This window comes from Candidatus Poribacteria bacterium, from assembly GCA_009839745.1.
Classification (GTDB): Bacteria; Poribacteria; WGA-4E; order WGA-4E; family WGA-3G; genus WGA-3G.
The window spans coordinates 15103-41400 of sequence record VXPE01000020.1; the positions used below are offsets into that span (position 1 = coordinate 15103).

At 48.5% G+C, this 26298-nt stretch carries 24 protein-coding genes; 13 read left to right on the top strand and 11 right to left on the bottom strand.

The window, feature by feature from the left end; all coding sequences use genetic code 11:
• Positions 1-100: 100 nt before the first annotated feature.
• Entirely contained in the window at positions 101-889 is a 789-nt protein-coding gene (locus F4X88_02910; GenBank protein ID MYA55223.1) for a 2,4-dihydroxyhept-2-ene-1,7-dioic acid aldolase, read from the bottom strand.
• A gap of 391 nt (positions 890-1280) precedes the next feature.
• Here F4X88_02910 and F4X88_02915 point away from each other — a divergent pair, with 391 nt between their 5' ends.
• The 7 genes from F4X88_02915 (at position 1281) to F4X88_02945 (ending at position 10155) form a co-directional block, all read left to right on the top strand.
• Positions 1281-2063, top strand: coding sequence for a hypothetical protein (locus F4X88_02915; GenBank protein ID MYA55224.1), 783 nt, complete (start codon positions 1281-1283; stop codon positions 2061-2063).
• Positions 2064-2102: 39 nt separating this feature from the next.
• The gene (locus F4X88_02920) at positions 2103-2708 is read left to right on the top strand and encodes a hypothetical protein (GenBank protein MYA55225.1); all 606 of its coding nucleotides are present in this window, start codon (positions 2103-2105) and stop codon (positions 2706-2708) included.
• Positions 2709-2952: 244 nt separating this feature from the next.
• Entirely contained in the window at positions 2953-3501 is a 549-nt protein-coding gene (pyrR, locus tag F4X88_02925; protein ID MYA55226.1) for a bifunctional pyr operon transcriptional regulator/uracil phosphoribosyltransferase PyrR, read from the top strand.
• Entirely contained in the window at positions 3498-4787 is a 1290-nt protein-coding gene (locus F4X88_02930; protein MYA55227.1) for a dihydroorotase, read from the top strand. The genes pyrR and F4X88_02930 overlap by 4 nt, the downstream gene beginning before the upstream one ends.
• A 25-nt stretch (positions 4788-4812) precedes the next feature.
• Complete coding sequence (gene carA, locus F4X88_02935; GenBank protein ID MYA55228.1) at positions 4813-5901, top strand: glutamine-hydrolyzing carbamoyl-phosphate synthase small subunit; 1089 nt, start codon at positions 4813-4815, stop codon at positions 5899-5901.
• A gap of 193 nt (positions 5902-6094) precedes the next feature.
• Entirely contained in the window at positions 6095-9349 is a 3255-nt protein-coding gene (gene carB / locus F4X88_02940; protein ID MYA55229.1) for a carbamoyl-phosphate synthase large subunit, read from the top strand.
• Between the two features lie 38 nt (positions 9350-9387).
• On the top strand, positions 9388-10155 hold the full coding sequence (locus F4X88_02945) for a DNA helicase UvrBC (protein ID MYA55230.1): 768 nt from the start codon (positions 9388-9390) through the stop codon (positions 10153-10155).
• Between the two features lie 58 nt (positions 10156-10213).
• Here the strand turns inward: F4X88_02945 and F4X88_02950 are convergent, their stop codons facing one another.
• Complete coding sequence (locus F4X88_02950) at positions 10214-10861, bottom strand: hypothetical protein (protein ID MYA55231.1); 648 nt, start codon at positions 10859-10861, stop codon at positions 10214-10216.
• A 153-nt stretch (positions 10862-11014) separates the two neighbouring features.
• Between F4X88_02950 and F4X88_02955 the strand changes: the two genes are divergently transcribed.
• Entirely contained in the window at positions 11015-12457 is a 1443-nt protein-coding gene (locus tag F4X88_02955) for a sigma-54-dependent Fis family transcriptional regulator (protein ID MYA55232.1), read from the top strand.
• Positions 12458-12530: 73 nt separating this feature from the next.
• On the opposite strand, the gene nagB is transcribed toward F4X88_02955, so the two are convergent.
• The 5 genes from nagB to F4X88_02980 form a co-directional block, all read right to left on the bottom strand.
• Positions 12531-13322: a glucosamine-6-phosphate deaminase gene (gene nagB, locus F4X88_02960; protein MYA55233.1), complete on the bottom strand. Its 792-nt coding sequence runs from the start codon at positions 13320-13322 to the stop codon at positions 12531-12533.
• A 50-nt stretch (positions 13323-13372) separates the two neighbouring features.
• Positions 13373-14161 carry a sugar phosphate isomerase/epimerase gene (locus tag F4X88_02965; GenBank protein MYA55234.1) on the bottom strand — a complete coding sequence of 263 codons (789 nt, stop codon included), beginning with the start codon at positions 14159-14161 and terminating at the stop codon, positions 13373-13375.
• Complete coding sequence (locus F4X88_02970; GenBank protein MYA55235.1) at positions 14162-15484, bottom strand: tetratricopeptide repeat protein; 1323 nt, start codon at positions 15482-15484, stop codon at positions 14162-14164.
• Between the two features lie 96 nt (positions 15485-15580).
• A complete protein-coding gene (locus F4X88_02975) occupies positions 15581-16390 on the bottom strand; it encodes a LamG domain-containing protein (GenBank protein MYA55236.1) in 810 nt (269 codons plus the stop codon).
• A gap of 283 nt (positions 16391-16673) precedes the next feature.
• Positions 16674-17465 carry a LamG domain-containing protein gene (locus tag F4X88_02980; GenBank protein MYA55237.1) on the bottom strand — a complete coding sequence of 264 codons (792 nt, stop codon included), beginning with the start codon at positions 17463-17465 and terminating at the stop codon, positions 16674-16676.
• Between the two features lie 316 nt (positions 17466-17781).
• Here F4X88_02980 and F4X88_02985 point away from each other — a divergent pair, with 316 nt between their 5' ends.
• The 4 genes from F4X88_02985 to F4X88_03000 are packed head-to-tail and all read left to right on the top strand — an operon-like array spanning position 17782 to position 21325.
• Positions 17782-18351, top strand: a complete 570-nt coding sequence (locus tag F4X88_02985; protein MYA55238.1) for an NAD(P)H-dependent oxidoreductase — start codon at positions 17782-17784, stop codon at positions 18349-18351.
• Between the two features lie 47 nt (positions 18352-18398).
• Entirely contained in the window at positions 18399-19133 is a 735-nt protein-coding gene (locus tag F4X88_02990) for a ribonuclease HIII (protein ID MYA55239.1), read from the top strand.
• On the top strand, positions 19114-20295 hold the full coding sequence (gene thiI / locus F4X88_02995; protein MYA55240.1) for a tRNA 4-thiouridine(8) synthase ThiI: 1182 nt from the start codon (positions 19114-19116) through the stop codon (positions 20293-20295). Before F4X88_02990 ends, thiI begins: the two co-directional genes overlap by 20 nt.
• Before the next feature lie 4 nt (positions 20296-20299).
• Positions 20300-21325, top strand: a complete 1026-nt coding sequence (locus F4X88_03000; GenBank protein ID MYA55241.1) for a glycosyltransferase family 9 protein — start codon at positions 20300-20302, stop codon at positions 21323-21325.
• Here the strand turns inward: F4X88_03000 and F4X88_03005 are convergent.
• From F4X88_03005 to F4X88_03015, 3 genes are all read right to left on the bottom strand, one after another.
• Positions 21296-22360: a membrane dipeptidase gene (locus tag F4X88_03005; GenBank protein ID MYA55242.1), complete on the bottom strand. Its 1065-nt coding sequence runs from the start codon at positions 22358-22360 to the stop codon at positions 21296-21298. The genes F4X88_03000 and F4X88_03005 overlap by 30 nt on opposite strands.
• Before the next feature lie 30 nt (positions 22361-22390).
• A complete protein-coding gene (locus tag F4X88_03010) occupies positions 22391-23452 on the bottom strand; it encodes an iron-containing alcohol dehydrogenase (GenBank protein ID MYA55243.1) in 1062 nt (353 codons plus the stop codon).
• A 152-nt stretch (positions 23453-23604) separates the two neighbouring features.
• Complete coding sequence (locus F4X88_03015; GenBank protein MYA55244.1) at positions 23605-24828, bottom strand: hypothetical protein; 1224 nt, start codon at positions 24826-24828, stop codon at positions 23605-23607.
• 213 nt (positions 24829-25041) lie between these two features.
• On the opposite strand from F4X88_03015, the gene F4X88_03020 reads away from it, so the two are divergent.
• A complete protein-coding gene (locus tag F4X88_03020; protein MYA55245.1) occupies positions 25042-25776 on the top strand; it encodes a Stp1/IreP family PP2C-type Ser/Thr phosphatase in 735 nt (244 codons plus the stop codon).
• A gap of 68 nt (positions 25777-25844) precedes the next feature.
• Here the strand turns inward: F4X88_03020 and rsfS are convergent, their stop codons facing one another.
• A complete protein-coding gene (gene rsfS / locus F4X88_03025) occupies positions 25845-26273 on the bottom strand; it encodes a ribosome silencing factor (GenBank protein MYA55246.1) in 429 nt (142 codons plus the stop codon).
• Between the last annotated feature and the right edge of the window lie 25 nt (positions 26274-26298).

Below are 26298 nucleotides of genomic sequence, written 5' to 3' on the forward strand. Positions count from 1 at the left end.
AGTTGGGAAGTTGAAAGAGGTCTCTTTGAAACTTTAGTACACTTTACAGACTTTAGCACACTTTACGGACTTTAAAATTTTCCAATAACCGACAACTGCTCTAATGTCCTTCAATGGCTTTCCGTAAACCATCACCGTTTTCCCGCCACCAACTGTAGAGGACGGAAATATCGGTGCCGATGCAGAAATGCCGGACTCCCATATCAAGATAGCGTTTCGCGTCGTCGGGACTCCCGATTTCAGCGCGCGGGGGGACCCCCATCTTTACGGCGGTCTTGAACACTTTATCGTGTGCTTCCTGTATTTCCGGGGCACCGCGTTGACCAACCTTGCCGATACTCATCGAATAATCCGAACCGCCCCACTGAATCATGTCAACGCCTTCGACAGATAGCACCTCTTCAAGGTTGTCAACCGTCCCTTTTTTCTCAATCATGATAACGTTGACGACATCGCGAAGTGCTTGGACGTATTCTGGACCGCCGCCATACCCCATATAGGAAAATCGGCGGGTTGCTACGCCGTAACTACCACCATCTTCGGGGGTATCTGCCCGTGTAATCCTCACACATTCCTTGACATCTTCAACGTTTTGGCAGTCGGCGTAAAGCACACTCTGGAAGCCAGAACCGATCGCGCGTTGCGCGATGAAACCCCGTGGTTCTTGATCAACCTTAATCATTGTGGAGATGTTGTGCAGTTCAGCTGCCCGACATAAGTTATCCAAATCGTGCAGATCAAACGGACCGTATTCCCCCACAAATTCCACATAATCATACAGTCCCGTGTGTCCGATCGCTTCAACGATGGAGGGCCAGGTGGTATGGATATGTGTGCCGACTGTCGGTTTGTCAGCGTTAAGTAGTTCTCGAAAGGTATTTGTTCTCATGAATCGCTCCTGTGTTTATGAGTCTAAGGCTGATTTAAAAGCCCACATTAACGTTAGCAGAGATTTGCACTTTTTTCAACAACTTTTCACAGAGATATGGTTTGTCAGCGAAACCAAAACGCTTGCTTATCAATACTATTTCTGTTAGACTTATAACTGTTGTGAGCAATTATAGCGTTCACTCTCCCGATGCAGCATTGATTTATGGTAAACTTTAGAATCAATTTAGACATTCAGCACCGGTGTCCCTTCCCAGTAACGGGTGGGGACCCCGGTTAGAAACCACACCTACCGGGCCTGGGGTAAATGTCTGTTTATTTTTCTGGTTTACCATAACCGAAAACCACCGTGAAACGAAGTGGAACGGTGCCCAGATTGGATAGTTTAAAAGATGGAAAACTTGATTACATTGCCGACAAATTTTGCGGATTACATGACGATTGAAAACGCTGATCTCCGTTTTGCAGAGGCGACTGAGGTCGCAGAACGGGTCATGGGAGCAGGTGTAGAAATCTATCCGAATATGGATCATGCCGCTATTTTCTGCGATCCCCCTCATCTCGTTGCTGATGGTCTGAAACAACTCGGCTATGTCAACGGATGGGATGCGCGGTGTTATCCATCGCCTGTTGACGGTTGCGATTATATCAATGTCTCTGCGCAATTGCCGATAGAGAGCGCAGCACGCGATGACGGATGGTTCGACTATGTTGCTGTTGTGCATCCCGTTGACAGGGCGGCACTGCAACACATGCTCGGGCAGGGATATGGGAACCCGTTCATCCATCACTTGACCTGGGGACTCGTGCCACCAGAACGCACCAACTCCGATGATTTTGAATATGCCAGTCGCGTCGTCCCGTTTATGTTAGAAAGACGAGAGGTCATTGGCGACGCAATCGGTGATGCTCCGGGGACGCTGATTATCGCGTTGCCAGAACATGTGCTTGCACACCCGAATTTTGAAGCGGCGTTACCAGAGTGGCTTGGCGGGCTTGATGCAGAAGAATATCAGGTGGAATCGATGCAGGGGGGTGGCTTCCTGATCCAGTTCTTTGTGCTAACGGGTGGTAGGATTGAGGTCGCCCTCCGCGCAGATACAACACAGACGTTTAATCCGAAAAGTGTTCACAAGATTTCGGAAGATGAAATCAGTGCCGTCCAGGGTGAATGAGGTCTATTCTCTTAACTTTTTGGAAGGAGGCACTAACAGATGGTTTACAGTAATTTTACCTTAGAAGCGGTGCGAACAGCGTTTCAATTAGAGATCGTTGAATCCGCAGGCATTTTTTCTGAAATAGCGTCGATGGATCCGAGTGAACATCTTGCAACGGCATTGGCACGAAATGTCCCGTTAGCGATCACCATCAACACAGAAAAAGCAAAATCAGAACTGATTATCGCTGATATTCTCGTTGAACTCCGAGAACAACTGGAACGTCGCATCAGCCTCTTTTCTGGTATTGATTTCAGCATTGATGACGAAAATGGATTGACCGGGGTTTGCGATTTTTTGGTGAGTTTGTCGCCTGTACAATCTTTTTTAGAGGCACCCGTCATTATTCTTGTCGAGGCGAAGAAAGATGACTTAACTGTAGGTCTCGGACAGTGTGTTGCTGAGATGCTCGCCGCGCAACGCTTTAACACTGAAAAAGGCAATGATATCCCTTATATCTATGGGGCTACCACTTCGGGGACAGATTGGCGATTCCTCAAATTGGAAGGGCAAAGACTCCACATTGATATGGTAATTTACCCGATCGCACAGTGCGACAAAATCCTCGGTATCCTCTCAAGCATGGTGGATCAAAAGGCATGAGAAAAAAGTTTGCAATTAATATGTAAATGTAGTATAATCTAGTAAGAAGTAGAGCGTTAGAGGTCAAGAACCCTTTTTAATCCAATCCAGAGAGGTTGAAAAAAGGATGCAAAAACACAATTTGAATTGGAATCATACTGTAGACTGTCCATTGGAATCGGTTGGATGATGCCTTTCTCGTCACGTCAGACGGGAGAGGTTTTTTTATTAACAGAACACAAGCGACAAACGGGAAAAAATGCAAATGCGTGAAAAAGCACAAGTCATGAACACCGAAGAAATTCGCCGCGCCTTGCTCAGGATCGCCCACGAGATCTTGGAGCACAATCATAAACACATTGATGATCTGGTCCTTGTCGGTGTCAAAAGTCGGGGGGATATTCTTGCGCACCGTATTGCTGAAAACCTTGAGCGGATTGAGAATATTGACGTCGATGTAGGTGCGATTGATGTTACGCTCTACCGTGATGATATCAACCTCTATGAAACGCAAATTCAAGTCAATAGCACCGAACTTCCGTTTGACATTACTGGGAAATGGGTCATTTTGGTGGATGAAGTGCTTTACACTGGACGCACCGTTCGGGCGGCAATGGACGCGCTGATGGATTTCGGTCGTCCCGCTGCAATCCAATTGGCGACGCTGATTGATAGGGGGCACCGCGAATTGCCAATCGCCTCCGATTATGTCGGTAAAAATGTCCCGACCTCCCGAAAAGAGTTCGTCAGGGTGCAACTCGCCGAAGAGAGTGACGTGGATTCGGCAGTGATTTATGAGAAGGATGAGGAATGAGCGACGCATTTATCACTAACGGACGTATCATTGATCCTGCTAACAACATTGATGAAGTTGGCAATCTTTCTATCGTCAACGGCAAGGTTAAGGCGGTCGGTGGTGGAGAAAAACATGTTTCCGAATCTCCATCCGCCACTGTCTATGACGCAACAGGGCTGATCGTTACACCGGGATTCATCGATATGCACGTCCACCTGCGTGAGCCCGGTTTCGAACATAAAGAGACGATTGCGACTGGGACGGCTGCAGCCGCAGCGGGTGGATTCACATCGGTTGCGTGCATGGCGAACACGTCTCCTGTTATAGACACACCCGAAAAGATTGAACAGATTTATGACATCGCGAGCGAGACGGCGGCGACACATGTATTCCCGCTTGGAAGTATTACCAAAAATCTCGCGGGTGATGAACTCACGGATATGCGTGGGATGCGTGCCGCTGGCGCAGTTGGCTTCAGTGATGACGGTGTCACGGTCATGAACGCTGCCCTTATGCGCGACGCACTCGCCTTGAGCGCGGAACTCGGTTTTCCAATCATGGTTCACTGCGAAGAGCACAACCTCAACGCGGGCGCTGTCATGAATTTAGGAGAAACCTCTCGAAAATTGGGACTTATCGGCAGTCCAAATGCAGCGGAGGACATCATTGTCGCGCGGGACATCATGTTAGCAGAGATGACAGGCGGCCACCTCCATGTCCTCCATGTTAGCACTGCAGGGGCAGTTGAGTTGGTGCGCCAAGGAAAACGCCGAGGGGTCCATGTGACTGCCGAGGCATGTCCACATCATTGGATCCTCACGGATGCGGAAATAGAGAAGCAGGGAACGAATGCCAAGATGCATCCACCCTTGCGGACCCAGACCGATATCGACGCTGTTATTGAAGGTTTACGCGATGGCACGATTGACGCAATCGCGACTGATCACGCGCCGCACGCCCCAGAAGAAAAGGCACAAGGCATGCTTGAGGCACCGAATGGAATTATCGGTTTGGAGACCTGTGTGCCGCTTGTATGGACGTTTCTTGTTGAACCGGGACACCTGACAGTCGCTGAGGCAATTGCGAAAATGACTTCGATTCCAGCAAATATACTCGGTATCAATCGTGGAACACTGTCTACGGGTGTCGTCGGGGATGTGACAACAATTAATCCGGATTTAGTGAATCGGGTTGACGTGAGAAAATCTCGTTCAAAAAGTCAAAACACGCCTTTCGGGGGTTGGGAACTTAAGGGATGGCGTGCGCTTGTATTTAGAGCGGGCAGCAGAACACAACCGGTCTGAACGAACCGCAAGGAAAATTAAAAATATGAAAGCGATTCTCGCATTAGCGGACGGGACATTCTTTGAAGGCGATCAGTTTGGCGCGACGGGTGAAACCGTCGGCGAAGTCGTCTTTAATACGAGTATGACGGGGTATCAGGAAGTCTTGACCGATCCGTCCTACAAAGGGCAGATCGTGACAATGACATACCCGCTGATAGGGAATTACGGTTGTAACGAAACAGACGTAGAATCTATCGGTCCACAGGTGGAAGGGTTTGTCGTTCGGGAATACAGCGCATACTATAGCAATTGGCGCTCAAAATGGAGTTTGGATTCTTACCTTGCGGATCACGATATTATTGGCATCCAAGGCATTGATACTCGCGCACTCACCCGCCGTCTTCGTGTTCAGGGGGTGATGAACGGATGTCTCTCAACAGAGGATCTGAATCCTGAGAGTCTCGTCACGAAAGCCAAAGCATGGCACGGTTTGGTAGGCTGGGACTTGGTGCAACGGGTGACGTGTCCGAGTCCGTACGCGTGGCAGCAAATTGCGGAAAACAACTCCCACCCCAAATATCGTGTCATTGCGCTCGATTTCGGCATTAAATATAACATTTTGCGCCAATTGACTGCACACGGCTGTGAGGTCCAAGTCGTGCCGGCGAGCACATCTGCTGAAGAGATTCTCGCAGCGGAACCAGATGGTGTATTTCTCTCAAACGGTCCGGGGGATCCGATGCCGGTTGATTATGCGATCCAAACCATTCAAATGCTCATAGGCAAAAAACCGCTTTTCGGCATTTGCTTAGGACATCAGCTGCTCGGACTCGCGTTGGGTGGGAAGACATTTAAACTGAAATTTGGGCACCGAGGTGCGAACCAACCCGTCAAATACCTTGAGACCGACCGCGTCGAAATTACCTCACAAAATCATGGATTCTGCGTTGATATCGATTCACTACCGAATAGTGTTGAGGTTACACACATCAATCTGAATGATGACACCCTTGAAGGGATAGAACATCGGGAGTATCCCATTTTTTCTGTCCAGTATCATCCGGAAGCATCGCCGGGTCCACACGATGCCAGTTATCTTTTCTCGCGTTTTACAAAAATGATGGACTCTTAACGATGTGCTCTGGGCTGCCCGCCACTTTGTTTCGGGCAGGGATTCTGGTTAAATTGAACCGAGTTGGTCTGACTGAAACTTTTCAGAACCCAGGGCAGTTGGACTCCACCGAAAACCATCGCGAAACATTGTCCTGCAGGTTTCCTATAGAGGCTTGCACAGGGAGCGATGAACAGATTTGATAGTTTAAAAAATGCCAAAACGAACAGACATAAAGAAAATCTTAATTATCGGATCCGGTGCGATTATCATCGGACAGGCGTGTGAGTTTGATTACTCCGGAACGCAGGCGTGTAAGGCACTTAAAGAGGAAGGTTACGAAATTACGCTTGTTAATAGCAATCCTGCTACCATCATGACAGATCCGGATTTCGCCGATCGGACCTACATTGAGCCGATTACAGCGGACACAGTGGCGCTTATAATTGCCAAGGAGCGTCCGCAAGCGTTGCTGCCAACACTCGGTGGGCAAACGGCTTTGAACGTGTCTGTTGAACTCGCAGAATCTGGTGTGTTAGACGAATATGAGGTTGAACTCATTGGTGCGAAGTTGCCTGCTATCCAAAAGGCAGAGGATCGCGCGCTTTTCAAAGAGGCGATGACAAAAATCGGATTGGCAGTCCCGGAGAGCGGTATCGCTCACTCGGTCCAAGAGGCACTTGCGATCGTTGAACAGATCGGATTTCCAGCGATCATCCGTCCTGCGTTTACGCTTGGTGGGACAGGTGGGGGTATCGCTTACAACATCGAAGAATACGAGAAAATGGTCACGTCAGGACTTGCCCTGAGTCCAATCAATGAGCTGCTGATTGAAGAGTCTGTCATTGGGTGGAAGGAATTCGAGTTGGAAGTTATGCGGGATGGTGCGGACAATGTCGTCATAATATGCTCGATTGAAAATGTCGATGCTATGGGTGTCCACACGGGTGATAGTATCACTGTGGCACCCATCCAAACGTTGACGGATAAAGAATATCAACTGATGCGGGACTCAGCGATTAAGATTATTCGTGAGATTGGTGTGGACACAGGCGGTTCCAATATCCAATTTGCTGTTGATCCAAAGACTGGCAAACAGGTCGTGATTGAGATGAACCCCCGCGTTTCTCGGAGTTCTGCGCTTGCATCAAAAGCGACTGGGTTTCCAATTGCGAAAATCGCAGCGAAACTCGCTGTCGGTTACAATTTAGATGAGATTCCTAACGATATCACTGCCGAGACGCCTGCCTGCTTTGAACCGACTATTGATTACGTGGTGGTCAAGATTCCGAGATGGGCTTTTGAAAAGTTCCAAGGGACGGATGAGACCCTCACAACACAGATGAAATCTGTCGGCGAAGCGATGGCTATCGGAAGAACCTTTAAAGAGGCGTTACAAAAAGGACTGCGATCGTTGGAGACGGGATGGCACGGTTTAGATAACCATCCACTTGAGGAACTTCCATTTTCTGAATTACCGAGCAAGTTGAGCGTTCCGAACGTCAAACGGATTTTTTATATTAAAGCTGCCCTTGCACGGGGGATGAGTATTGAGGAAATTTACGCTTACACACATATTGATCCATTTTTCCTCTACAACATGAAGGAAATCGTTGATTTTGAAAACGCCTTGTCCGCACCGGATGCCCGCCGCTCTATAGATCAACATTTAGAAAAGCCCGAAACAGATGGAGAGTTCACGAAAAAACTTCTCAAGCAGGCAAAACAGTTTGGATTTTCGGATCGGCAGTTGGGGGATATCTACGACGTTCCTGAAGAAACCATTCGCGAATGTCGGCGGGGGCTCGGGGTTGACGCAACTTTCAAAACTGTTGACACTTGTGCTGCGGAGTTTGAAGCAGAAACGCCTTATTATTATTCGACCTGTTCGAGTGAAGATGAGGTGCGTCCGTCTGATAAATCCAAAATCATGATACTTGGGGGCGGTCCGAATCGTATTGGTCAAGGGATCGAATTCGACTACTGTTGTGTCCATGCCGCCCTTGCGCTCAAAGCCGATGGTTATGAAACCATCATGGTAAACAGCAATCCAGAGACCGTTAGTACCGATTATGACACCTCCGATCGGCTTTACTTTGAACCCTTAACCTGTGAAGACGTTCTCAACATTTATCACAAAGAGAAGCCATCGGGTGTTATTGTTCAGTTTGGTGGGCAGACGCCGTTGAACTTAGCGATTGCGCTCAAAAATGCTGGTGTGCCGATAATTGGCACGAGTCCTGAGGACATAGCCCGTTCTGAGGACCGGCGTCTTTTCAAAGCGGTTTTAGACGACATCGGGTTAATGCAACCGCCTAACGGAACTGCGACCTCAAGTGAGGAAGCCTCCCCTATTGCTGCGGCACTCGGCTATCCCGTTATCGTGCGTCCGTCGTATGTTTTAGGCGGACGTGCCATGCAGATCGTTTACGATGAAGAACTCCTGCACGAATACATGCACTCCGCTGTTCAAGCGTCACCTGAACACCCGGTACTCATTGATAAATATCTTGAAGAAGCGATTGAAGTGGATGTTGATGCGATATCCGATGGAAACCTCACGGTTATTGGTGGTATCATGGAGCACATTGAAGAGGCTGGCATCCATTCAGGGGACAGTGATTGCGTGTTGCCGCCCTATACACTCGTAGATGAACAGATTGAAAATCTCAAAACCTTTACTTACGCCTTGGCGAAAGCCTTAAATGTGCGTGGCTTAATGAACGTTCAATACGCGATAAAGAACGATGAGATTTATGTGCTTGAGGTGAATCCACGGGCATCCAGAACTATTCCATTTGTGAGTAAAGCCATTGGTGTGCCATTAGCGAAACTCGCGGCACGTGTGATGGCTGGCAAGACGCTCGCTGAGCTTGGATTTACGAACGAAATTGAACCTGCGTATTTCAGCGTCAAGGCACCGGTATTTCCCTTTAACCGCTTCCCGGGTTCAAACACGCGCTTGGGTCCTGAGATGAAATCGACCGGGGAGGTTATGGGAATTGATACCGATGTTTCCCGCGCCTTTGCGAAGGCACAGAAGGCGTGTGGTTATACATTACCGCTCGGTGGTAAGGTCTTTATCAGTGTGAGAAACAAAGACAAGCGTGCCATTATCTTCATCGCCAAGAAACTAACAGACATGGGCTTTGAGCTTATCGCTACGCACGGCACCGCAAAGGTACTCCTGCGCAATGGAATGGAGTCAGAACTGGTCTTCAGTATCGGTAAAGGGAGACCGACGATTCATGATTACATCAAAAATCATGCGGTGGACCTCATTATCAACACACCGACGGGTGACTTACATCGCCCGAATGAGCTCCTCATTCGCGAAATGGCGATAGCACATGACATCCCGATCTTCTCAACCATACCCGGTGCAGCTGCGGCTGTTAACGCCATTGACGCGTTGCAGCGAGGAGATATTACAGTCACGCCCCTCCAAGATTATTTTCAGTTGCTTTAATAGTTTTCAATTACTTATCCGCAAGGAACAATTAAAAAATGGCGAATGATTCTATACAGAGAAACACCCGATGGGTTCACACCTTCGACCGAATACTTGAGTCGCTAAACCTTGATGAGGAACGTCCTGTGAGTGTTCTGAAAATTGAGGATGGCAGGGAAGTCGTCATTGTGCAACCGAATGCCTTCACTATCTCGCGCATTTATGCGACCGGTCGTCCCGATGGTATGCGTCCGCACGGAGTAGATTCCTATTACGATTACTTCTTCGCAAAGTTGCGAGGGTATGAAGAAACGCATGGAACCCGTGAGGGGTTTCAATTGGAATCGGAGGAATGGGAAATCCTTTTTGAGGAATCTTTTCATCGTTATACCCGTTATCTCCTATTCGCGGGTATTAAACGGTGGAAAGATGTCCAGCGCGATACCGCTACGAATCTGGCAGTAACAAATTTGGCACGCGACTGTGCGCCATCGGAAATCGCGTGGCGGAGTTATCAGTACAAGGGTTACATGCTCATGATGCACAGCATCGCCAAAGCAGAATTGCGTTTGCAAGAGGACGATACAGCGACAGCATTGCAAGAGATTGACACTGGAATTCAACAGATTGGAGAGTTCTGTGGCGAATGTTTACGTGAGGAACACGGTGAGGCAGAAAATATTACGCGTGAACGTTATCTCAGTAACCTTATAGAATTTCGATCCGATTTGGAAACACTGGAGGCAGACACCACAGAAGCAGCAAGCGACGAAGAAGATATCCTGGCAGAGCTGGAGAGATTGCTAAACGAGGATGAGGCATAGGGTAAGGTTCTATTAAAATCTTACTGGACAATGGCGGTTGCTTTCATTCTATTGTCCACTATATTTCGTCTTCATGTGGTGCTTGTATTAAAACGCCTCCAAAGAATAGGAACGCGATGCCTCGGATAAGCACATGTAGTTGTATCCCCTGTCCGAAAAGAATACCCACTGGAAAGGCGATCATTGACGCAAAGAACAGATAACCCGCAACCGGATTTCCCCATGAATGGAGTGCGGAACCGTAACAAATTGCAAGGAGTGCACAGAGGAACGCACCTGTCATAAAGAGGGCTTCGCCCCACTCTGCCCACAATGCGTAGAGGGACGTGCTAATTGCAGCGGTCGTTGATTCGCTGGCAAGTTCGGATAGGGAGTTTAGTGGAGCAGTTTGTGAACAATGGGCTATCAATTCTATGGCAAGCCAAGGGATGGCGAAGCTTGCTCCCAGCGTACTTCGTGAACCAGCGTCTGAAGAAAGTAAACCATACCCCGCTAATAGCGTTGGCACAAGCAAAACGATTGAAACGACCCCGATTCCGTGATAAACCCCGATTCTTCCGATAAGTTCAAACTGTTCCGTTGACGGGAGTGAAGAAATAGTTGATAAACCAAAAATAAACCAAATACTTGATGCGAGCATGAGAAAGCCGCTCAAGCCGCCAGTAAGCCCACCGAGTCTATATAGTGAGCTGAGCTTTTTGTCCATTCATTCCTCCGGAGAAGTGGAAATAAAATTCTTCGTATCAAATCGTATAATTCCATCGTATACTATGATTTTAATAGTTTACCTGAATTCAAAATTTTAAACAAATATTTTTTTAATGAAAATACCTTGAGTGGAAAATTGGGAATATTTTCTATGAACACGCAAAAAACAGTACTTATTGTAGATGCCGACAGGACGGAACGGGAACTTGTTTGCGAAACACTCGCAGGTCAAGGGTTGCGTCTTGTGGTTACAGGGAATATGTATCAAGCGTTTCATCATATTGAGCATCTCAAGGTAGATATTCTCATTGCCCAATTGAGAGCGGAACGGATTGATGGATTGACGCTGCTTGAGGCTGCGGCACAGCATCAACCTGATGTCGGTGTAATTTTTATTACGGAGCCTAACATTCTGGAAACCGATATTGGTATCAAAGCGATGCTGGCATATAAAGACACGTTTTTTTTACCGAAGCCGGTTAATCCTGTCCATCTGGCGGCACTGCTGCAGCGGACGCTGGAAAACCAACGCCTCGCTTTTGAAAATCGGCAATTACAATCGCAAATAGATGAGAAAGAAGGATTACGCCGCCTTACAGGCAGGTCGCCTCAGATCACGAAAATTCGCGACATGATTACGCAGATCGCACCTACAAAAGCGACTGTAGTGATATACGGTGCGCGAGGGACAGGCAAAGAATTGGTTGCCCGTGCGATCCATCATCGCAGTTTACGACGGGGTTCTCTTATTGCCTTCAATTGTGCAACGTTAAACGAAAACCTTGCAGAATCTGAACTCTTTGGTCACGAACGTGGGGCATTTAGTGGGGCGTATCATCAACGCATCGGACGCTTTGAGCTTGCACACGGTGGGACCCTATTTCTTGACGAGATCTCACAACTGAGTCCATCCAATCAAGCACGCCTGTTGCGTGTTCTCGAAGAACGTGAATTTGAACGGGTCGGTGGCGACAAGACGATTCAGGTTGATGTCCGTGTTGTGTGTGCCACGAACCACGATTTAGAAACCGCCTCCAGCAGACGAGAATTCCTCCCAGATCTCTATGATCGGCTTAATGTCGTGCCTATCTACCTTCCAACACTTCAGGAACGCATTGAAGATGTGCCGTTACTCGTTAAAGATTTCCTTGAAGAGTTTAGCCAACAGAACAGCAAATCTCCAATAACGATAGCGCCGGAGGCAGTCAGAACGTTGATGAAATATGATTGGCCAGGAAATGTCCGCGAATTGAAAAACTGTATTGAAGGTATGGTTGTTATGTCCAATCAACCGACAATCCAGCAGATTCACCTGCCTGAACGCATTCTCAAAGCAACGGGAATAGAGTTTTCAAATTACGGGCTGGGTGACCCAGCCCCTACGGTTCCTGATGTCTGGCAAGTTGGTGCGAATAACGGTGGGCAAGGGTTAAATGTAGAAGTCGGTATGTCGCTCGATGAGATTAACCGAGAAGTCCTGCGGGCGACTCTCGAATCCGTGGACAATAACAAGGCAAAAGCGGCAGAAATTCTCAAAGTCAGCCGACGCACAATCCAACGGAAAGCAAAAGAATACGGTCTTGCTGACGAATAAGAATTGTCAGAATGCCCTATTTTCCTACTCTTATCTGGCGTATTCAAGCCCCTTAATTTAACGCAGCGGAAATTTAGTATCCGCCGGACAAGAGCTTCTGCTTGTTGGCATAAACCTGTTTATAATACGCTACGCGTTTCAATTGGGAAGCCGCTTCTTCGTCAATGATGACAACCGTTCGGGGATGCATCTGTAACACCGATGCTGGTACTTCCGCTGTGATAGGTCCCTCCACGGTGTGAGCAATCGCCTCGGCTTTCGATTCGCCGTTTGCCAGCAGCAGACACTGTTTTGCCTCCATAATTGTGCCTACTCCCATCGTAATCGCCATTTTGGGTACCGCGTCCACGGTTCCTCCGAAATGTGGAGCGTTTGCCTCGAGCGTCCCCTGCGTCAAAGTCTTAATGCGAGTCCGGGATCCCAGAGATGAACTCGGTTCATTGAAACCGATATGTCCATCTTTTCCGATACCGAGAACTTGGATGTCAACGCCACCGGCGTTGACAATTGCGGTTTCATACTGCTCACAAAATTCCTCGTGTTCTACAGCGGTGCTCTGCGGGATATGGCGATTCTCAGCGGGAATATTAACGGCATTAAAAAAGTGGGTCTCCATGAAGGTGTGGTAACTATACGGATGGCTCCGTGGAATCCCGACGTACTCATCTAAGTTAAAAGTCGTCACGGCTGAGAAATCGAGTCCCTCCGTTTTGTGCATCCGTGCCAAGGCTTCATAAAGCCCAATCGGTGTGCTACCGGTAGCGAGTCCCAAAACGAGGTTCGGCTTTTTTAGGAGCGCGCCGCGGATAATTTCCGCTGAAACCGCCACAAGCTGCGCATAAGTCGGTTGAATAATAACTTCCATTTATTTGATAGAATACTTTCCAATTATGTTAGCGTTTTTTGGGATTCGGGTTAAACGTTTCCAGCGATAATCCTGTCCATATCATCGCTGATACTATGCACTCTGCCCTCCGGATTGTCTCCGTCAACGGGGAGTTCCGCGGTCATATAGTCGTCATATCCGATATCTTCGAGTGCTGCCATGACAGCATTCCAATCGATTGTGCAGTCTTCAATCAGATAGGTGAACCGGGTCTCATTTGCATTGAACCCCTTGATATGTACTTTAGAAATCCGATTCCCAAGAGATCGGACCCAGTGCTGTGGATATCCATACAACACGATGTTACCCACGTCAAAATAGGCTGTTACGGTTTCATGCTCAAATTCGTCGAGATACCGCGAAAATTCCATCGGACTGAGTAGAAATTTATTCCAAACGTTCTCAATGGCGATTGTAATGCCTTTTTCGGATGCCTCTGGGATCAATTTTCGAATTTCTGCCTGTGAACGTTCATACGCCGCTTCATAGTGGGTCGCTTCATTGACGACAGCTGGAACGAGTAGCACCGTGTCTGCCCCGACAGCCGTTGCGGTCGCTATGGAGTCAAGCATTCCGTCTCGTGATTCAGCACGAACCGTGTCGTCGGCATCGGAAAGTGGACACGCCCAGTGTTTGCTATTCATCACACTGAATACTTCCAATTGATGCTGTATTGCGATCGCCTTTATCTCGTGCCGGTCGGCATCATTTACGAGGGTATTAATTTCAACACCGTCAAAACCGGCTTCTTTCGCGAGTTTAAACCGTGCTTCCGTTGCGTTACCGGGTAATGAGCCGATACATATTCCCTTTTTCATCTATTTTTCCTTTTGTGCGGCTTGAATTTTTAATAGGAGTTTGTTATATGCGTCTACATCTGGTGCCAGTGCGAGGGCACGATGAATCGCTTCCGAAGCTTCCGCATATTGTGTGTTGCGGTAGTAGGTGTATGCGAGTGTATCGTAGTATCTTGCGGTCGGTTCCAAGGAGACAGCGTGCTTTGCCAAGTCAATTGCCTGCTGTATGTCTTTACCGAGTCCGGCATAAAGACGCGCCAAGTTGTTATAGGCTTCCGCTGCTGTGTTATCTACAACGATTGCCTGCTTGAACGCTGCAATCGCTGGATCAAACTGCTGTTGGTTGATATAGATAACTCCTAACTTCAGCCATACCTGTGAGTCGTTTGGTGCGATTTCTGTGGACTTCTGATATGCCAATGCCGCTTTTTCAAAGGCTCGCTGTTTGATAAAGACTTCGCCGAGATGCGTATACGCTGGCACATAAGATGGATGCGCCTGTGTAGCCGTCTCGTAAATCTGGACGGCTGCCGTTAAATTGTCATACGTCTCGTGAAGTTCTCCCAATTTGATGTAGAGCACCGGTAGATTCGGATTGAGATAGAGTGCCTCGCGATACGCATGGACTGCGTCCTCGTAAGTTTTTAGGTGTCGAAACTGTGCCATGGCAGCCGCGGCTTGTTCACTGTTTCCGAGCCGTCGATAGGTGAGGGCGCGCCGGTAGTGTGCCTGCGACAGATATTGATTTCGCAGGAGCGCGGCATCGTAATATTCCATTGCCTGTTGTAGACGATTCTGGAGTTCTGACACCCTTCCCAATCCGTAATAGGATTCAGTATGATCCGGATTTAAACGGATACCCTCACGATAAGCACTTTCGGCTGCGTCCAATCGGTGTTGCAGCACATACACATCACCGAGATGGATGTGTCCTTCCGCGGTTTCAGGGAGCAGGGCAAGTGCTTGTCTGAGATGGTTTTCGGCAAGTGTTGATTCGCCTTGGGTCTTGTAAACGATGCCTAAATGAAGGTGTGCGGTTCCATGCACATCCTGCGGTGCCTTTAGTGCCAAAGCGCTCTGATATGCTGCTACTGCCTCGCTTAAACTGTTGAGTTCCTGATAAACAATACCGATATAACATTCGGCGAGACTCCCAACGCTCTCTGATGTCGCAAATTCTTTTCGGATGCTTTGAAATTCGGCGAGTGCCAAGTCGTACCGTTCCGCGTCAAGGTGGCGCACCGCACGTTCAAGTCTGTTGTTGAGTTCCCGTTCAACATCGCACCATCCGTGTATGGATGAAAGTGAAATGAGGAGAGCGAAGAAGGTGATTAAGGTTTTCATTGCGGGGAGTAGGCGGCATTGATGTGCAAACGGACGCCGATGAGAGAGTAGGTATGGGACGGCACGGGAGCCGTCCCAACATTTCAGGGTGTGAAATTAGTCACGATTTTTTTTCAGTTGTCCCCACGTCGTGGAGACCTTGTCCCCAGGTTCAACAGGCAGCAGTTCCCCGTCCATAACGCTTACCACCTCTTTATCGTTGAGGGCTCTGTCGTAGACGTAGAGATCGTCGATGTAGAACTTCGCGGCGTTATAACCCGTTCTACCGATGTAAAGTTTCTCTGCGCCTTGGGCGTGATCCTTCGGAACAGCTATCTTCACAACTTCTTTTCCATCAACATAGAACTTCAATTCGGCACCATCTTTGACCCCTGCAATGTGATACCATTTATTCTCATCAAAAGTGTCGTTTTCTCCATCGGGCCCCGCGCAGTGCGTGCCTGCGTTACCGGGATTAAACCGATAGTGGATATGCAGCGGCACACGGTTACAGGTCCATATCCCGGGAGAACGGTCAGAGCCGGGGGCTTTTTTGGCAATAATTTGATCCCAGCCCCCTGAGTTCGGATCCGTAAAGTTGAGCCAGAAGAGATACGTGTTGTCCGTATAATCCTCTAATTCTTTGAAGGAATCGACCTGCACACTGTCCGCACCTTTTGCAAATAGCATTGCGCCACTGCCGTAGACGACTTCATCTTTGACAATCTTCGCACCATCAACGATTTCACCATCATTTCCACCACCGGTCCCATCTACAAGATTTCCACCTTTCGCTTCATCAAAACTGAAGTAAAGGATTAAACCTTTATCTTCGACATTTCGGGCATCTGTAGAGAGCGCGCTGCCTATTATTAATAGGGCAACGGTAAGTACATACATAACTAAACGCATGAGTAACCTCCTCATGTCTAAGCGAATTAACGTGCCGTGCGGGTCGCTTATAGCGCATGACTTTAAGCCTACTCTGAAAGAATAAGAAACCCGCGTTTTAACCCATTAGGTATTATAATAAAGAAAATAGTTAAAGATGTCAAGAAAATTCTGCGGTTGGAACATTCTGATATAGCGATGGAAGGGCAGGCTTCGGTCTGAGAAACAGGCAAGACTTTAGCGGAACAAATCGGCACAGATGGAAAAATAAATGTGGGACGCCATGAATGAAAGCCATCCCACATTTTGTGATGTGAAATTAATCACGACGTGTTTTCAGGTGTCCCCACGTGGTAGCGAGTTTGTTTTGGGGTTCCACAGGCGTGAGAAGACCTCCGTCCATGACAATTGCCACCTCATCAGCACTGACGGCTCTATCGTAGACATAAAGGTCATCAATATAAAAGAGTGCCGAGGCATACCCTGTTTTACCGATATAGAGTTTTTCTGCACCTTGGGCGTGGCTCGCCGGAACAGTCTGTTCCACGACTTCTTCTCCATCGACATAGAACCTCAACTTGTCGCCCTCTTTGATCCCTGCGATGTGATGCCAGTCGCCGACTGCAAATTCGTCATCTTCGCCATCGGGTCCTGCACAGAGGGTGCCTTGGTTACCCGGATTGAAGCGGTAGTGGATATGCAAACTGGCGCGGTTACAGGTCCATATCCCGGGAGAACGGTCAGAACCGGGTGCTTTTTTTGCTATAATTTGATTCCACGCGCCGGAATTCACATCGGTGAAATTGAGCCAGAAGAGATAGGAATTGTCTATATACTCTTCTAATGCTGGAAAAGAATCGACCGATACACCGTCATTACCGTCATCGCATAGCAACGATCCGTTGCCGTAGACGACTTGATCGGTGGCAATCTCTGCTCCATCAATCGCCCCATCATTTCCGCCGCCTGTTTCATCCATAACTGTTCCATTTTTGGCATCGTCGAAACTGAAGTAAAGGATTAAGCCATCGTCTTGGACTACGGCGTGTGTAGTGAGCGCGCTGCCTACCATTAGGACGGCAACGGCGAATAGATACAAGATTAAACGCACAGGTAAACCTCCTCAGGTCTAAAACAAAATTAACATACCGTGCGAACCTCAAAAAGAGACCCGCGTTTTAACTCGTTGAGAATATGATACACCAAAAAACTTAAATAGGTCAAGGAAAATCCACCCCTCGCGTATTTTCCAATGGAAATAGATAAAAATCCTTTGACATACCCTAATTTCTGTGGTATGCTAAGATGTGTAAAAAAAACGCTTTAGTCCTGTAGGGTTTATTTGCTTGGGTGTTCCTTCAATACGTTTATAGCAGGTGAATTGACGAGGATTGCCCCACTTTATTTTTTTTGAAAAGGAGGTCGAAATGCAGAGTACCGATGATCTATCTATCTATGTTGTTGCCATCTGTGGGAGTCTGCGACAGGGCAGCTCGACGCATGCTGCGCTCCAAATTGCACTCTCCGCAGCGAAAGCCGCGGGTGCCGAGGTTGAGTTGCTTGAACTCGGCGAATACGACCTCGTCTTCCAAGGTTCTGTGGCGAGCGAAAGTGATTACCCGCCTGGGGTTTTCAAGTTACGGGAAAAGGTGAAACGCGCACATGGTATACTTCTCGGATCGCCTGAATACCACGGGAGCTTCAGCGGTGTCCTTAAAAGTGCACTCGATTTGATGGGATTCGATGAATTTGAGAATAAGGTAATTGGGCTCATCGGTGTATCCGGGGGACGCATGGGTGCGGTGAACGCGCTTTCTATGTTGCGGACGGTAGGCACTGCCCTTCACGCATGGGTTGTCCCGAACGATGTATCAATCCCGAACTCATCTGAGGCGTTTGATGCGGACGGTAATTTATACGATACTGAATTGACGGCGCGCGTCAAAGCGGTAGGCGAACAGGTTACTGAATTCGCTGCACTTCGGAATTCAGTATAAGAACACACCCGAGACAGAACACACGACGCACAAAATCCAGCAAACAAATGAACGAAATACACAATTGGGACACATGGCTCGGGACGGATGAAGCAGGAAAGGGTGATTATTTCGGTCCGCTCGTCGTCGCAGCCGTTTATGTGGATGCAGACTGTCGAGAAACCCTCTCCGATTTGGGCATTGCTGATGGGAAAACGCTGTCAAATCGCCGTATTCGGGCCCTTGCTGAATCGATGCACCATCGCTATGAAAGGCATATCGTTGTCGTGGAAAGGATGCCCGAGGCGTATAATTCCCTTTATACCGATTTCCGTAGGCACGGACAAAACTTAAATCACCTTCTGGCATCGCTCCATGCAGAAGCCATTCATACTTTAGCGGCTCGGGTGGGTGCGAAGCACGCGCTTGTTGACAGATTTTCTAAGGACGACCTCATCACGCGGGAACTCCGCCAACGCATGGGCGGAAAACCCCGTTTTCAAGGAGATGCGTCTGTTCCATTTCAAGGTAGAATTTCCAGTGATAACCCCTTGGACATTAAGATAATACAAGTTCCGAAAGCGGAACGCGATATTGCCGTTGCTGCCGCCTCTATCATCGCTCGAGATGCTTTTCTGAAGGCGATGGACACCTTGTCCGAGAAATATGAGATTTGTTTGCCGAGAGGCTCGTATCAAGTCGTAGAAGCGGGTAAAGAATTTGTCGCGAGGCATGGGAGTCGTGCGTTGGGGAACGTTGCAAAACTTCATTTTAGTCTAACAGATGCTGTGCAGAGTTTTTAAAAGAATGGAAAACTTATTTAGTGTTCATTATGCCGAAGTCGGACTCAAAGGCAAAAACAGAGTGTTTTTTGAGAAACGCCTTGTGAATAACATCAAACTTGCCTTGCGGGGCACGGGATATGCAGAGGTAGAGCGACTTCACGATAGAATTCTTGTGCATCTCGGACGAAGGACTGACATCACGGAAGTTAAGAGACGGCTGCAGGGGGTTATGGGTATCGCTTATTTTCAACTCGCCTGTCGGACCGAAAGAGACATCACGGCTATTAAAGCGGCTGCCCTCCGGCACATCCAAAACGATGCTTACGAATCCCTTAAAGTCGAGACGCGACGGACAGATAAAACGTTTCCGTTAACCTCTCCGCAGGTGAGTGCAGAGGTCGGTGGTTATCTCGTCCAAGAAACAGGGATGAGAGCGGATATGCATACCCCCGATTTAGTCTGCTGGGTAAAAATAACCCATAATGCGGCATATATTTCCACCGAGAAGATTCCAGGGATTGGTGGGTTGCCTGTCGGTGTGAGTGGTAAAGTGCTCGTTATGCTGTCTGGCGGCATTGATTCCCCCGTTGCGGCATGGCAGATGATAAAACGTGGTGCGAAAGCCGTTTTTATTCACTTTTACAGCTACCCGTATACCGATAAAGCCTCTTTGGAGAAGGTGATTGAACTCGTTGAGATTTTAGGGGTATCAAACTATCGGAGCACGCTTTATCTGGTTCCATTCGCTGAACTCCAGCAGGTTATCGTCGCTGAGACACCGGCTCCCTTCCGCGTGGTGCTGTATCGGCGAATGATGACCCGAATTGCGCAGCGCATTGCGACCCTGGCGAATGCAGAGGCACTCGTCACTGGCGAAAGTCTTGCACAAGTCGCTTCCCAAACTTTAACAAATCTCAGAACGATTGAAGCGATTGCCGAACTCCCAATTTTGCGTCCACTTATTGGCGAGGACAAGGCTGAAATTATCGAAAAAGCACAGCGGATCGGTACTTTTGACGTATCCACACGTCCACATCAGGATTGTTGCTCTCTCTTTGTCCCCCAGCATCCGGCTACCCGGGCATCGCTCACGGAATTAGCGGACGCAGAATCGAGTTTGGATATAGACGGGTTGGTTGAAGCGGCGTTAAATAATCTTGAAAAACAGGTCGTCGGTTAAAAAGATGGTTTCTGAAAAAATACTGCTCATTCGTCTCAGCTCCCTTGGCGATATTGTGCTGACAACACCCGTTATTCGAGCAGTGCGTGCCCATTTCGCGGATGCCTATATCGCTATGCTCGTAGGAAAACAGTCGGCGGATGTCCTCCGAGAAAATCCACACCTTGATGAGATAATTACGTTTGATCGGCGCGCGAAGCAGAAGGATACCCGCGAGATGTTGCGGATCCTCCGCGTCTTACGTGAACGCAAATTCACGCTGGCTATCGATCTACAGCGGAAGTTTCGGACGGAGCTGCTGATGTATTGCAGCGGTGCCGCCGAGCGTGTTGGTAAAGGTGCACTGTGTACTGTTCGGGTCCCTGAGCAGGGGAACAAGCACGCCACAACACACTACCTTGATCTGTTGCATGCAGTCGGAATCCGAGCGGTAGATCAAAGGCTTGAAGTGTTTCTTGAGGCATCTGAACGCACAGATGCTTCACAGCGATTTGATGCTGTGGGTGTCCCAGAGATGGGTTTAAAGGTAGGGATTTTTCCGGGGGCAGGATGGCAATTGCGCGAATGGATGCCCGATCGCTTCGCAGCTATTGGGGACAGAGTGGTTCGGCACTTCAATGCCGAGGTCCTGATTTTTGGAGGACCAAAGGAGGCGGACCTCGTGCACACTGTTGCGAATCTGATGGATGCACGTGCTGTCCCGTTCGCTGGCAATCTTCAGGTTCGGGAGTTAGCCGCCTGTATTGAAAAGTGCGATCTCTTCCTCACAAATGATACGGGTCCGATGCACATTGCTGCAGCGGTCGGAACGCCGACTGTATCCTTGTTCGGTCCCGGCAATCATATCCGCTTTCAACCTCTCGGTGGGTTGCATCAAACTATCCGCCACGATGTGCCCTGCAGCCCTTGTAAGCAATTCACGGATAAATGTAAAGATAATATCTGTATGAAAAAAATTACTGTAGATGAGGTGTGGCAGTCTATCTCCGATACTCTTACCTCATCCGCACGCAGCCTCAAAAACGCGTAGATGATTCTCGCCCAACACTTTTCGGATATCTTCGTCAGAATAACCACGATCGCTTAAACCTTCAGCAATCTTGATGAACTCACTGGCATCCTTGAGTAGGTCGCCGCCACCGTCGAAATCTGATCCGATGCCAACATGATCGATGCCAGCGATGTCAATTGCGTAGGCGAAATGATTGAGGAGTTGCGCCAAAGGCGGCATCTTCGTCCACCCATCGGTGGTGATAAATCCCGGAACAAAAGTAATACCGACAACGCCGCCGTTAGCGGCTAAAGCCTTTAATTGTTCATTGCTGAGGTTCCGCGGGTGCCGACACAACGTCTTGCAGTTGCTATGGGATGCGATGACAGGGTGTTCGGAGAGCTCCAGAACGTCCCAAAATCCACGCTCACTAATATGGGAAACATCCACAAGCATTCCAAGGCGATTCATCTCTTTGACCAATGCCATACCGAATCGCGTCAAGCCACCGCCCAGATCCTCTTCATCATTTCCTGTCGATGCCCACGTATTCAGATTATGGGTTAATCCAATTGAGCGAACCCCAAGTGTATAGAGCGATCGGAGAATGTTAAGACTTCTTTCAACGGCTTCGCTATTTTCAATCACAAGAACCGCAGCGAGCTTGCCAGAGGCTTTCGCTTCTCGGATGTCGCTTGCCCTCCGTGCGATACAGATATCATCGGCGTTTGCTGTCACTTCTGTCTCGAACCACCCGAAGGCATCTAACGCATAGGCGAGATGATTTTTCCATGCGCGTGTTACGTCAACAGCAAAAAATGCAGCATCAATACCGCCCTGCTGCATTTTCGGTATGTTGAGTTGGATGCCTATGGCTTCCTCTTCCGGCGGAACGGGACCGCGAAGGTAAGCGATAGTCCCAACGGGATGTGTGGCGTTTTGGGTGTTTTCGTCGCAGGGGTTGGGTACCCCAACCCCTACCCCTCGCCGGATGTGCGCCACGATGGCATCGTTATGCGAATCTATCACGAGTGCCTGCTTGTGCAGTTCGGAAATTTGCGTGTTTAATGTCATATTTTCGTTTTTTTCTCCATGTCCTCAGGCTTAATCTAATATCGTTTGTATCGTCCGTTCGGCAATATCGGGAGTGATCCGTAAAGATGTCGCCACGGTATATGGAAGTTGGTGTTGCGCGACGTAGTCGGATAGGTTAATAAGCGTTTCGGCAATTGCATCACGGGCAACAGTCGATGGAAAATAGTTAATCTGCAAACACTCCAAAGCGTGACGATACTGTGTCCAAGGTTGCGATTGCAACACAGCCATCAGAAGGATGCCAAGTCCAACCAATTCACCGTGTAAGAGGGGGTCCCCATTTAGAGTCTCGGTATCGGAACATTCCTCTTCAGGGGGTGTCAAATGGTTCTCAAGGGCATAGACAAAGTAATGTTCGCTTCCCTCTTCAACGCGGCTATGTCCGCATTGATAGCAGAGTTGGACCTCCATACAGAGCAGATCGAGTAGGAGTTTCAAACCGGTTGGCGTCCCGCGCCCGATTTCCCGTGCGTTATCCAGAAGCGTTTGAAGAAGCGTACTTGCTATGCCAATCGCTTGTGGTGTCAGTTGTTGATTTGATGGATTTGCCCCCATCTTCTCTGCCTCCTGCCAATCCCAGAGCGCTGTCGCGATTGAGAGAACATCCGCAGCACCACTTGCTCGCATTGCGGCAGGGGCATTGCACAAGACATCCATATCTATAATCACAGTATCCGGTGCTTTTGAGGGCAGATAGTGGACACACCCATTTTCTCTAACGCCTGTCGCATCCGTAAGAAAAGCATCAGTTGATAGAATGGTGGGGAGTGCTACGAGTGGGATTCCTTTTGCAGCAGCAACATATTTGGCAGTATCAATTGCCAAGCCTCCACCGATACCGTAGACCACTTCACCCGTACAGGCGTCCGCGAGTGCAGCCATATCTGCCTGCGTATTCCCCTCAACGTAGCGCGGATGTTGCGTGTTAATATCAATATCACGCACAGTATTCCACGCCGGATCTGTTGTTAGAACGATAGCCTCGCGATGCTCCCTAACACTTGCAATGGGGCATCTTACAATGCTTGGCAATCGTCCAATTTTTTCATGAGAACAATCATCTCGCAACATCTTTTAATTATACCTTGCCGTTAAATGACGTAGGTTTGAACTTTAACGTTTCTTTCTCGAATCTGAAGAAACACCCAAGCAAAAACCCCTCCATTCCATTACGGGCTACGATTTGTGAGGCTGAAGGACTTACTTGATTGGTCCGCAAGCTGCTATAGGCGTGCGTGCGGTGTTTCCACGAGATATATCTGTCGGGAGCCTTCATGAACTGAGTCGAAGGTAATCGTTTTTCCATCAGGTGCCCAGCGTGGATGTAGATCGCATCGGATATCTCCAACAAACTGTTCTTCGTGGTGGAATTCGCCCAAGAGAATTTTTCGGTTTTCAGTGATATTGTAAATCATCAGTTGTGCCAAACGTTCTGCCCCGCGCGGGTAAGTATCACAAAGTAACCACTCGCGATCTGGTGAGAATGAAGCGTGCCCATCACTCGGCAGGACATGACGTCCAATCGGCGTGAAGTCTCTGACCCCATCTGTGAATTCAACAAATCCCATTTCACCGGATATGTCTGAAGAGACAAGAATCCGCGTAGGCGTCCGCCAGTCGAAATGGGACACCCGATAGTCGAATGGGATTTGCATTTCCAAATCAGAGCCATCCGGATTGACTGTCCAGAGCGAGGTGGAGTGCCCTGTTTCCCGACGCACTCGACAGAAGAATAGCAGTCGTGTTCCGTCTGTATTAAAGAGAACATGATTGAACCAAACACGTTTGCCTATCATCCGTTCGTCCCCGCTCGCTCGGACGACCTCTGCGATAGAGAGAACAAGCTGAGAACTCCCATCTTTGAGGTTGAGTTGATATAAGCCATCGTCCTCGGGTTGTGCTATGACCTCACTGGATTTCGTGTGTGTAGCGTAGCCAACAACAGCACGACAGTGTGCCATTCGTCCGTAATTAAGCCCAATGGCGAGTGGAGCAGTTGGGGACACAGCCGCAATCGCGCCCTGAATTGTTCGGAGGGTCCCCGTCCTTGGATTTAAAGCACGCGATACGAGATCGCCATCTTCCCAATCGTTAAACGTGAATTCCGCACGGGTAGCGTCGTGTTCGCCGTTCTCGCTGCCGTTTATCCAGTGGAGCATACTTCCCTGTTGGAGGTTAAAAGCGGCAGTCTTGGCGTGTGGGATAAATTCGTGCGTTTCACGATGAATCAGTCCAACCGTTGCTATATCTTCGGGTAGAGGACGGTGTGTATGAAAATCTGTCTCTAACGCGAGATGGTAGGTGGTTGTGGGGTCCCACGGATTAATACCGTAATATCCGAAGAAATGGTGCTTTGGACCGGTGGATAACCTCTTTATGTGCATATTTACCTTATTAATTTGACGTGTCAGCGTAATTTTGGCATAATTAATATTTAGGACATTCATAATTAATATACCATGTAATTGAAATGACCGACCCAATATATTTTTTCACTTTCGCTGTGAATTTTGAAACCGTATTTTACTTTCATCGTTTTTCTATGCAGTCGACACTCCAAACAAAATATGTGGTTTTCGTGAATGCATCTGGTCCCTTCCTGAACCAGCACTCATAAGCCTTTTATATTCTTAACCACAGACGACCCGAGCGATAGAAAGATGCAGTTTGCAGCAAAAACAGATACAGGTAAACTTCGTGAAAGAAACGAAGACCGATACTATTTTGATACGCAACTCCAGTTATTTGCCATCGCTGATGGTATGAGTGGGCATGCGAGCGGCGATGTCGCGAGTCTTATCGCGCTTGAGATTATTCAGGAGTGGGCGAAAACCCAAGCATCTCCACAGAGCGATTTAGGTCCCATGAAAAGACTCGCGGTTTTGACCGAACTCGCGGAGGAAGCGAATCAGCGTATCTATACCACAGCGGAGAGCAGTGGCAAGGCACGCGGTATGGGCACCACCCTCATCGCGGGCTTTGTTACCTTCAGTTACCTCACCTATGTCCATGTCGGGGATAGCCGACTGTACGTGCTACGCGATGGCAAAATCACACAAATAACAACAGATGATACATTCGTTCAAAAGATGGTCGAAAAGGGCGAAATAACGTCCGAAGAGAGTCGCGTTCACGAGAAACGCAATATTGTTACCCAGGCTGTCGGTCTGATGCCCACTGTCACTGTCAGTGCTGATGCCTATCCGCTAGGTCCAGGCGACATCGTTCTCGCGTGTACCGATGGCTTGCATGACATGATTGTCAACGATGATGAGATTGCTGAGATTATTATGGCGTCCCGCAATATTGAAGAAGCGTCAGAAAATCTCCTCAACAAAGCCCTTGATTACGGGGGCACTGATAACGTCACAGTTCTCCTCTTCGCTATCGATTAACCTACCTGAACAATATTCCGTATTTCCGCTACTTCAAATTTTTAGCGAGGCATCTCGCCGAGACGCACTTATCCGTCTGGTGTGGTCTTCTCCTGTTCACCAAAAACCAGCGCACCATCGGGATCCATATCTTCTTCCCATGTTTCTTGGTGAATCGGCATCGTGAGTTCTGGCAATTCAATCTGATTTGCCTCAGCCCACAAGCGTTCAAGATTATAGTAGGAACGCCTATCGGACAGAAAAACATGGACGACGAAGTCGACGTAGTCTAAGAGAATCCAATCTGCTTTGCGCTCTCCCTCCTGATGCCAAGGTCGCTGTGCCCAGTTCGTTTCGAGTTCCTCAATAACGGCTTGTGATATACCTTCTACTTGAATATCAGAGGTGCCACTAAAGATTGCAAAAAAATCCGTGAAGCCGTCAAGTTCCCGTAGATCGAGAATGACGCCGTCCTGTGCGCGTCGACTCATTGCGGCAGATGCCGCAGCCTTCACCATATCTAACGTATCCTTTTGGGTTTCC

Coding starts and splice junctions, on each gene's coding strand:
- F4X88_02910 (MYA55223.1), bottom strand. CDS start 889: ATGAGAACAAATACCTTTCGAGAACTACTTAACGCTGACAAACCGACA.
- F4X88_02915 (MYA55224.1), top strand. CDS start 1,281: ATGGAAAACTTGATTACATTGCCGACAAATTTTGCGGATTACATGACG.
- F4X88_02920 (MYA55225.1), top strand. CDS start 2,103: ATGGTTTACAGTAATTTTACCTTAGAAGCGGTGCGAACAGCGTTTCAA.
- pyrR (MYA55226.1), top strand. CDS start 2,953: ATGCGTGAAAAAGCACAAGTCATGAACACCGAAGAAATTCGCCGCGCC.
- F4X88_02930 (MYA55227.1), top strand. CDS start 3,498: ATGAGCGACGCATTTATCACTAACGGACGTATCATTGATCCTGCTAAC.
- carA (MYA55228.1), top strand. CDS start 4,813: ATGAAAGCGATTCTCGCATTAGCGGACGGGACATTCTTTGAAGGCGAT.
- carB (MYA55229.1), top strand. CDS start 6,095: ATGCCAAAACGAACAGACATAAAGAAAATCTTAATTATCGGATCCGGT.
- F4X88_02945 (MYA55230.1), top strand. CDS start 9,388: ATGGCGAATGATTCTATACAGAGAAACACCCGATGGGTTCACACCTTC.
- F4X88_02950 (MYA55231.1), bottom strand. CDS start 10,861: ATGGACAAAAAGCTCAGCTCACTATATAGACTCGGTGGGCTTACTGGC.
- F4X88_02955 (MYA55232.1), top strand. CDS start 11,015: ATGAACACGCAAAAAACAGTACTTATTGTAGATGCCGACAGGACGGAA.
- nagB (MYA55233.1), bottom strand. CDS start 13,322: ATGGAAGTTATTATTCAACCGACTTATGCGCAGCTTGTGGCGGTTTCA.
- F4X88_02965 (MYA55234.1), bottom strand. CDS start 14,161: ATGAAAAAGGGAATATGTATCGGCTCATTACCCGGTAACGCAACGGAA.
- F4X88_02970 (MYA55235.1), bottom strand. CDS start 15,484: ATGAAAACCTTAATCACCTTCTTCGCTCTCCTCATTTCACTTTCATCC.
- F4X88_02975 (MYA55236.1), bottom strand. CDS start 16,390: ATGAGGAGGTTACTCATGCGTTTAGTTATGTATGTACTTACCGTTGCC.
- F4X88_02985 (MYA55238.1), top strand. CDS start 17,782: ATGCAGAGTACCGATGATCTATCTATCTATGTTGTTGCCATCTGTGGG.
- F4X88_02990 (MYA55239.1), top strand. CDS start 18,399: ATGAACGAAATACACAATTGGGACACATGGCTCGGGACGGATGAAGCA.
- thiI (MYA55240.1), top strand. CDS start 19,114: ATGCTGTGCAGAGTTTTTAAAAGAATGGAAAACTTATTTAGTGTTCAT.
- F4X88_03000 (MYA55241.1), top strand. CDS start 20,300: ATGGTTTCTGAAAAAATACTGCTCATTCGTCTCAGCTCCCTTGGCGAT.
- F4X88_03005 (MYA55242.1), bottom strand. CDS start 22,360: ATGACATTAAACACGCAAATTTCCGAACTGCACAAGCAGGCACTCGTG.
- F4X88_03010 (MYA55243.1), bottom strand. CDS start 23,452: ATGTTGCGAGATGATTGTTCTCATGAAAAAATTGGACGATTGCCAAGC.
- F4X88_03015 (MYA55244.1), bottom strand. CDS start 24,828: ATGAATGTCCTAAATATTAATTATGCCAAAATTACGCTGACACGTCAA.
- F4X88_03020 (MYA55245.1), top strand. CDS start 25,042: ATGCAGTTTGCAGCAAAAACAGATACAGGTAAACTTCGTGAAAGAAAC.
- rsfS (MYA55246.1), bottom strand. CDS start 26,273: ATGGTGAAGGCTGCGGCATCTGCCGCAATGAGTCGACGCGCACAGGAC.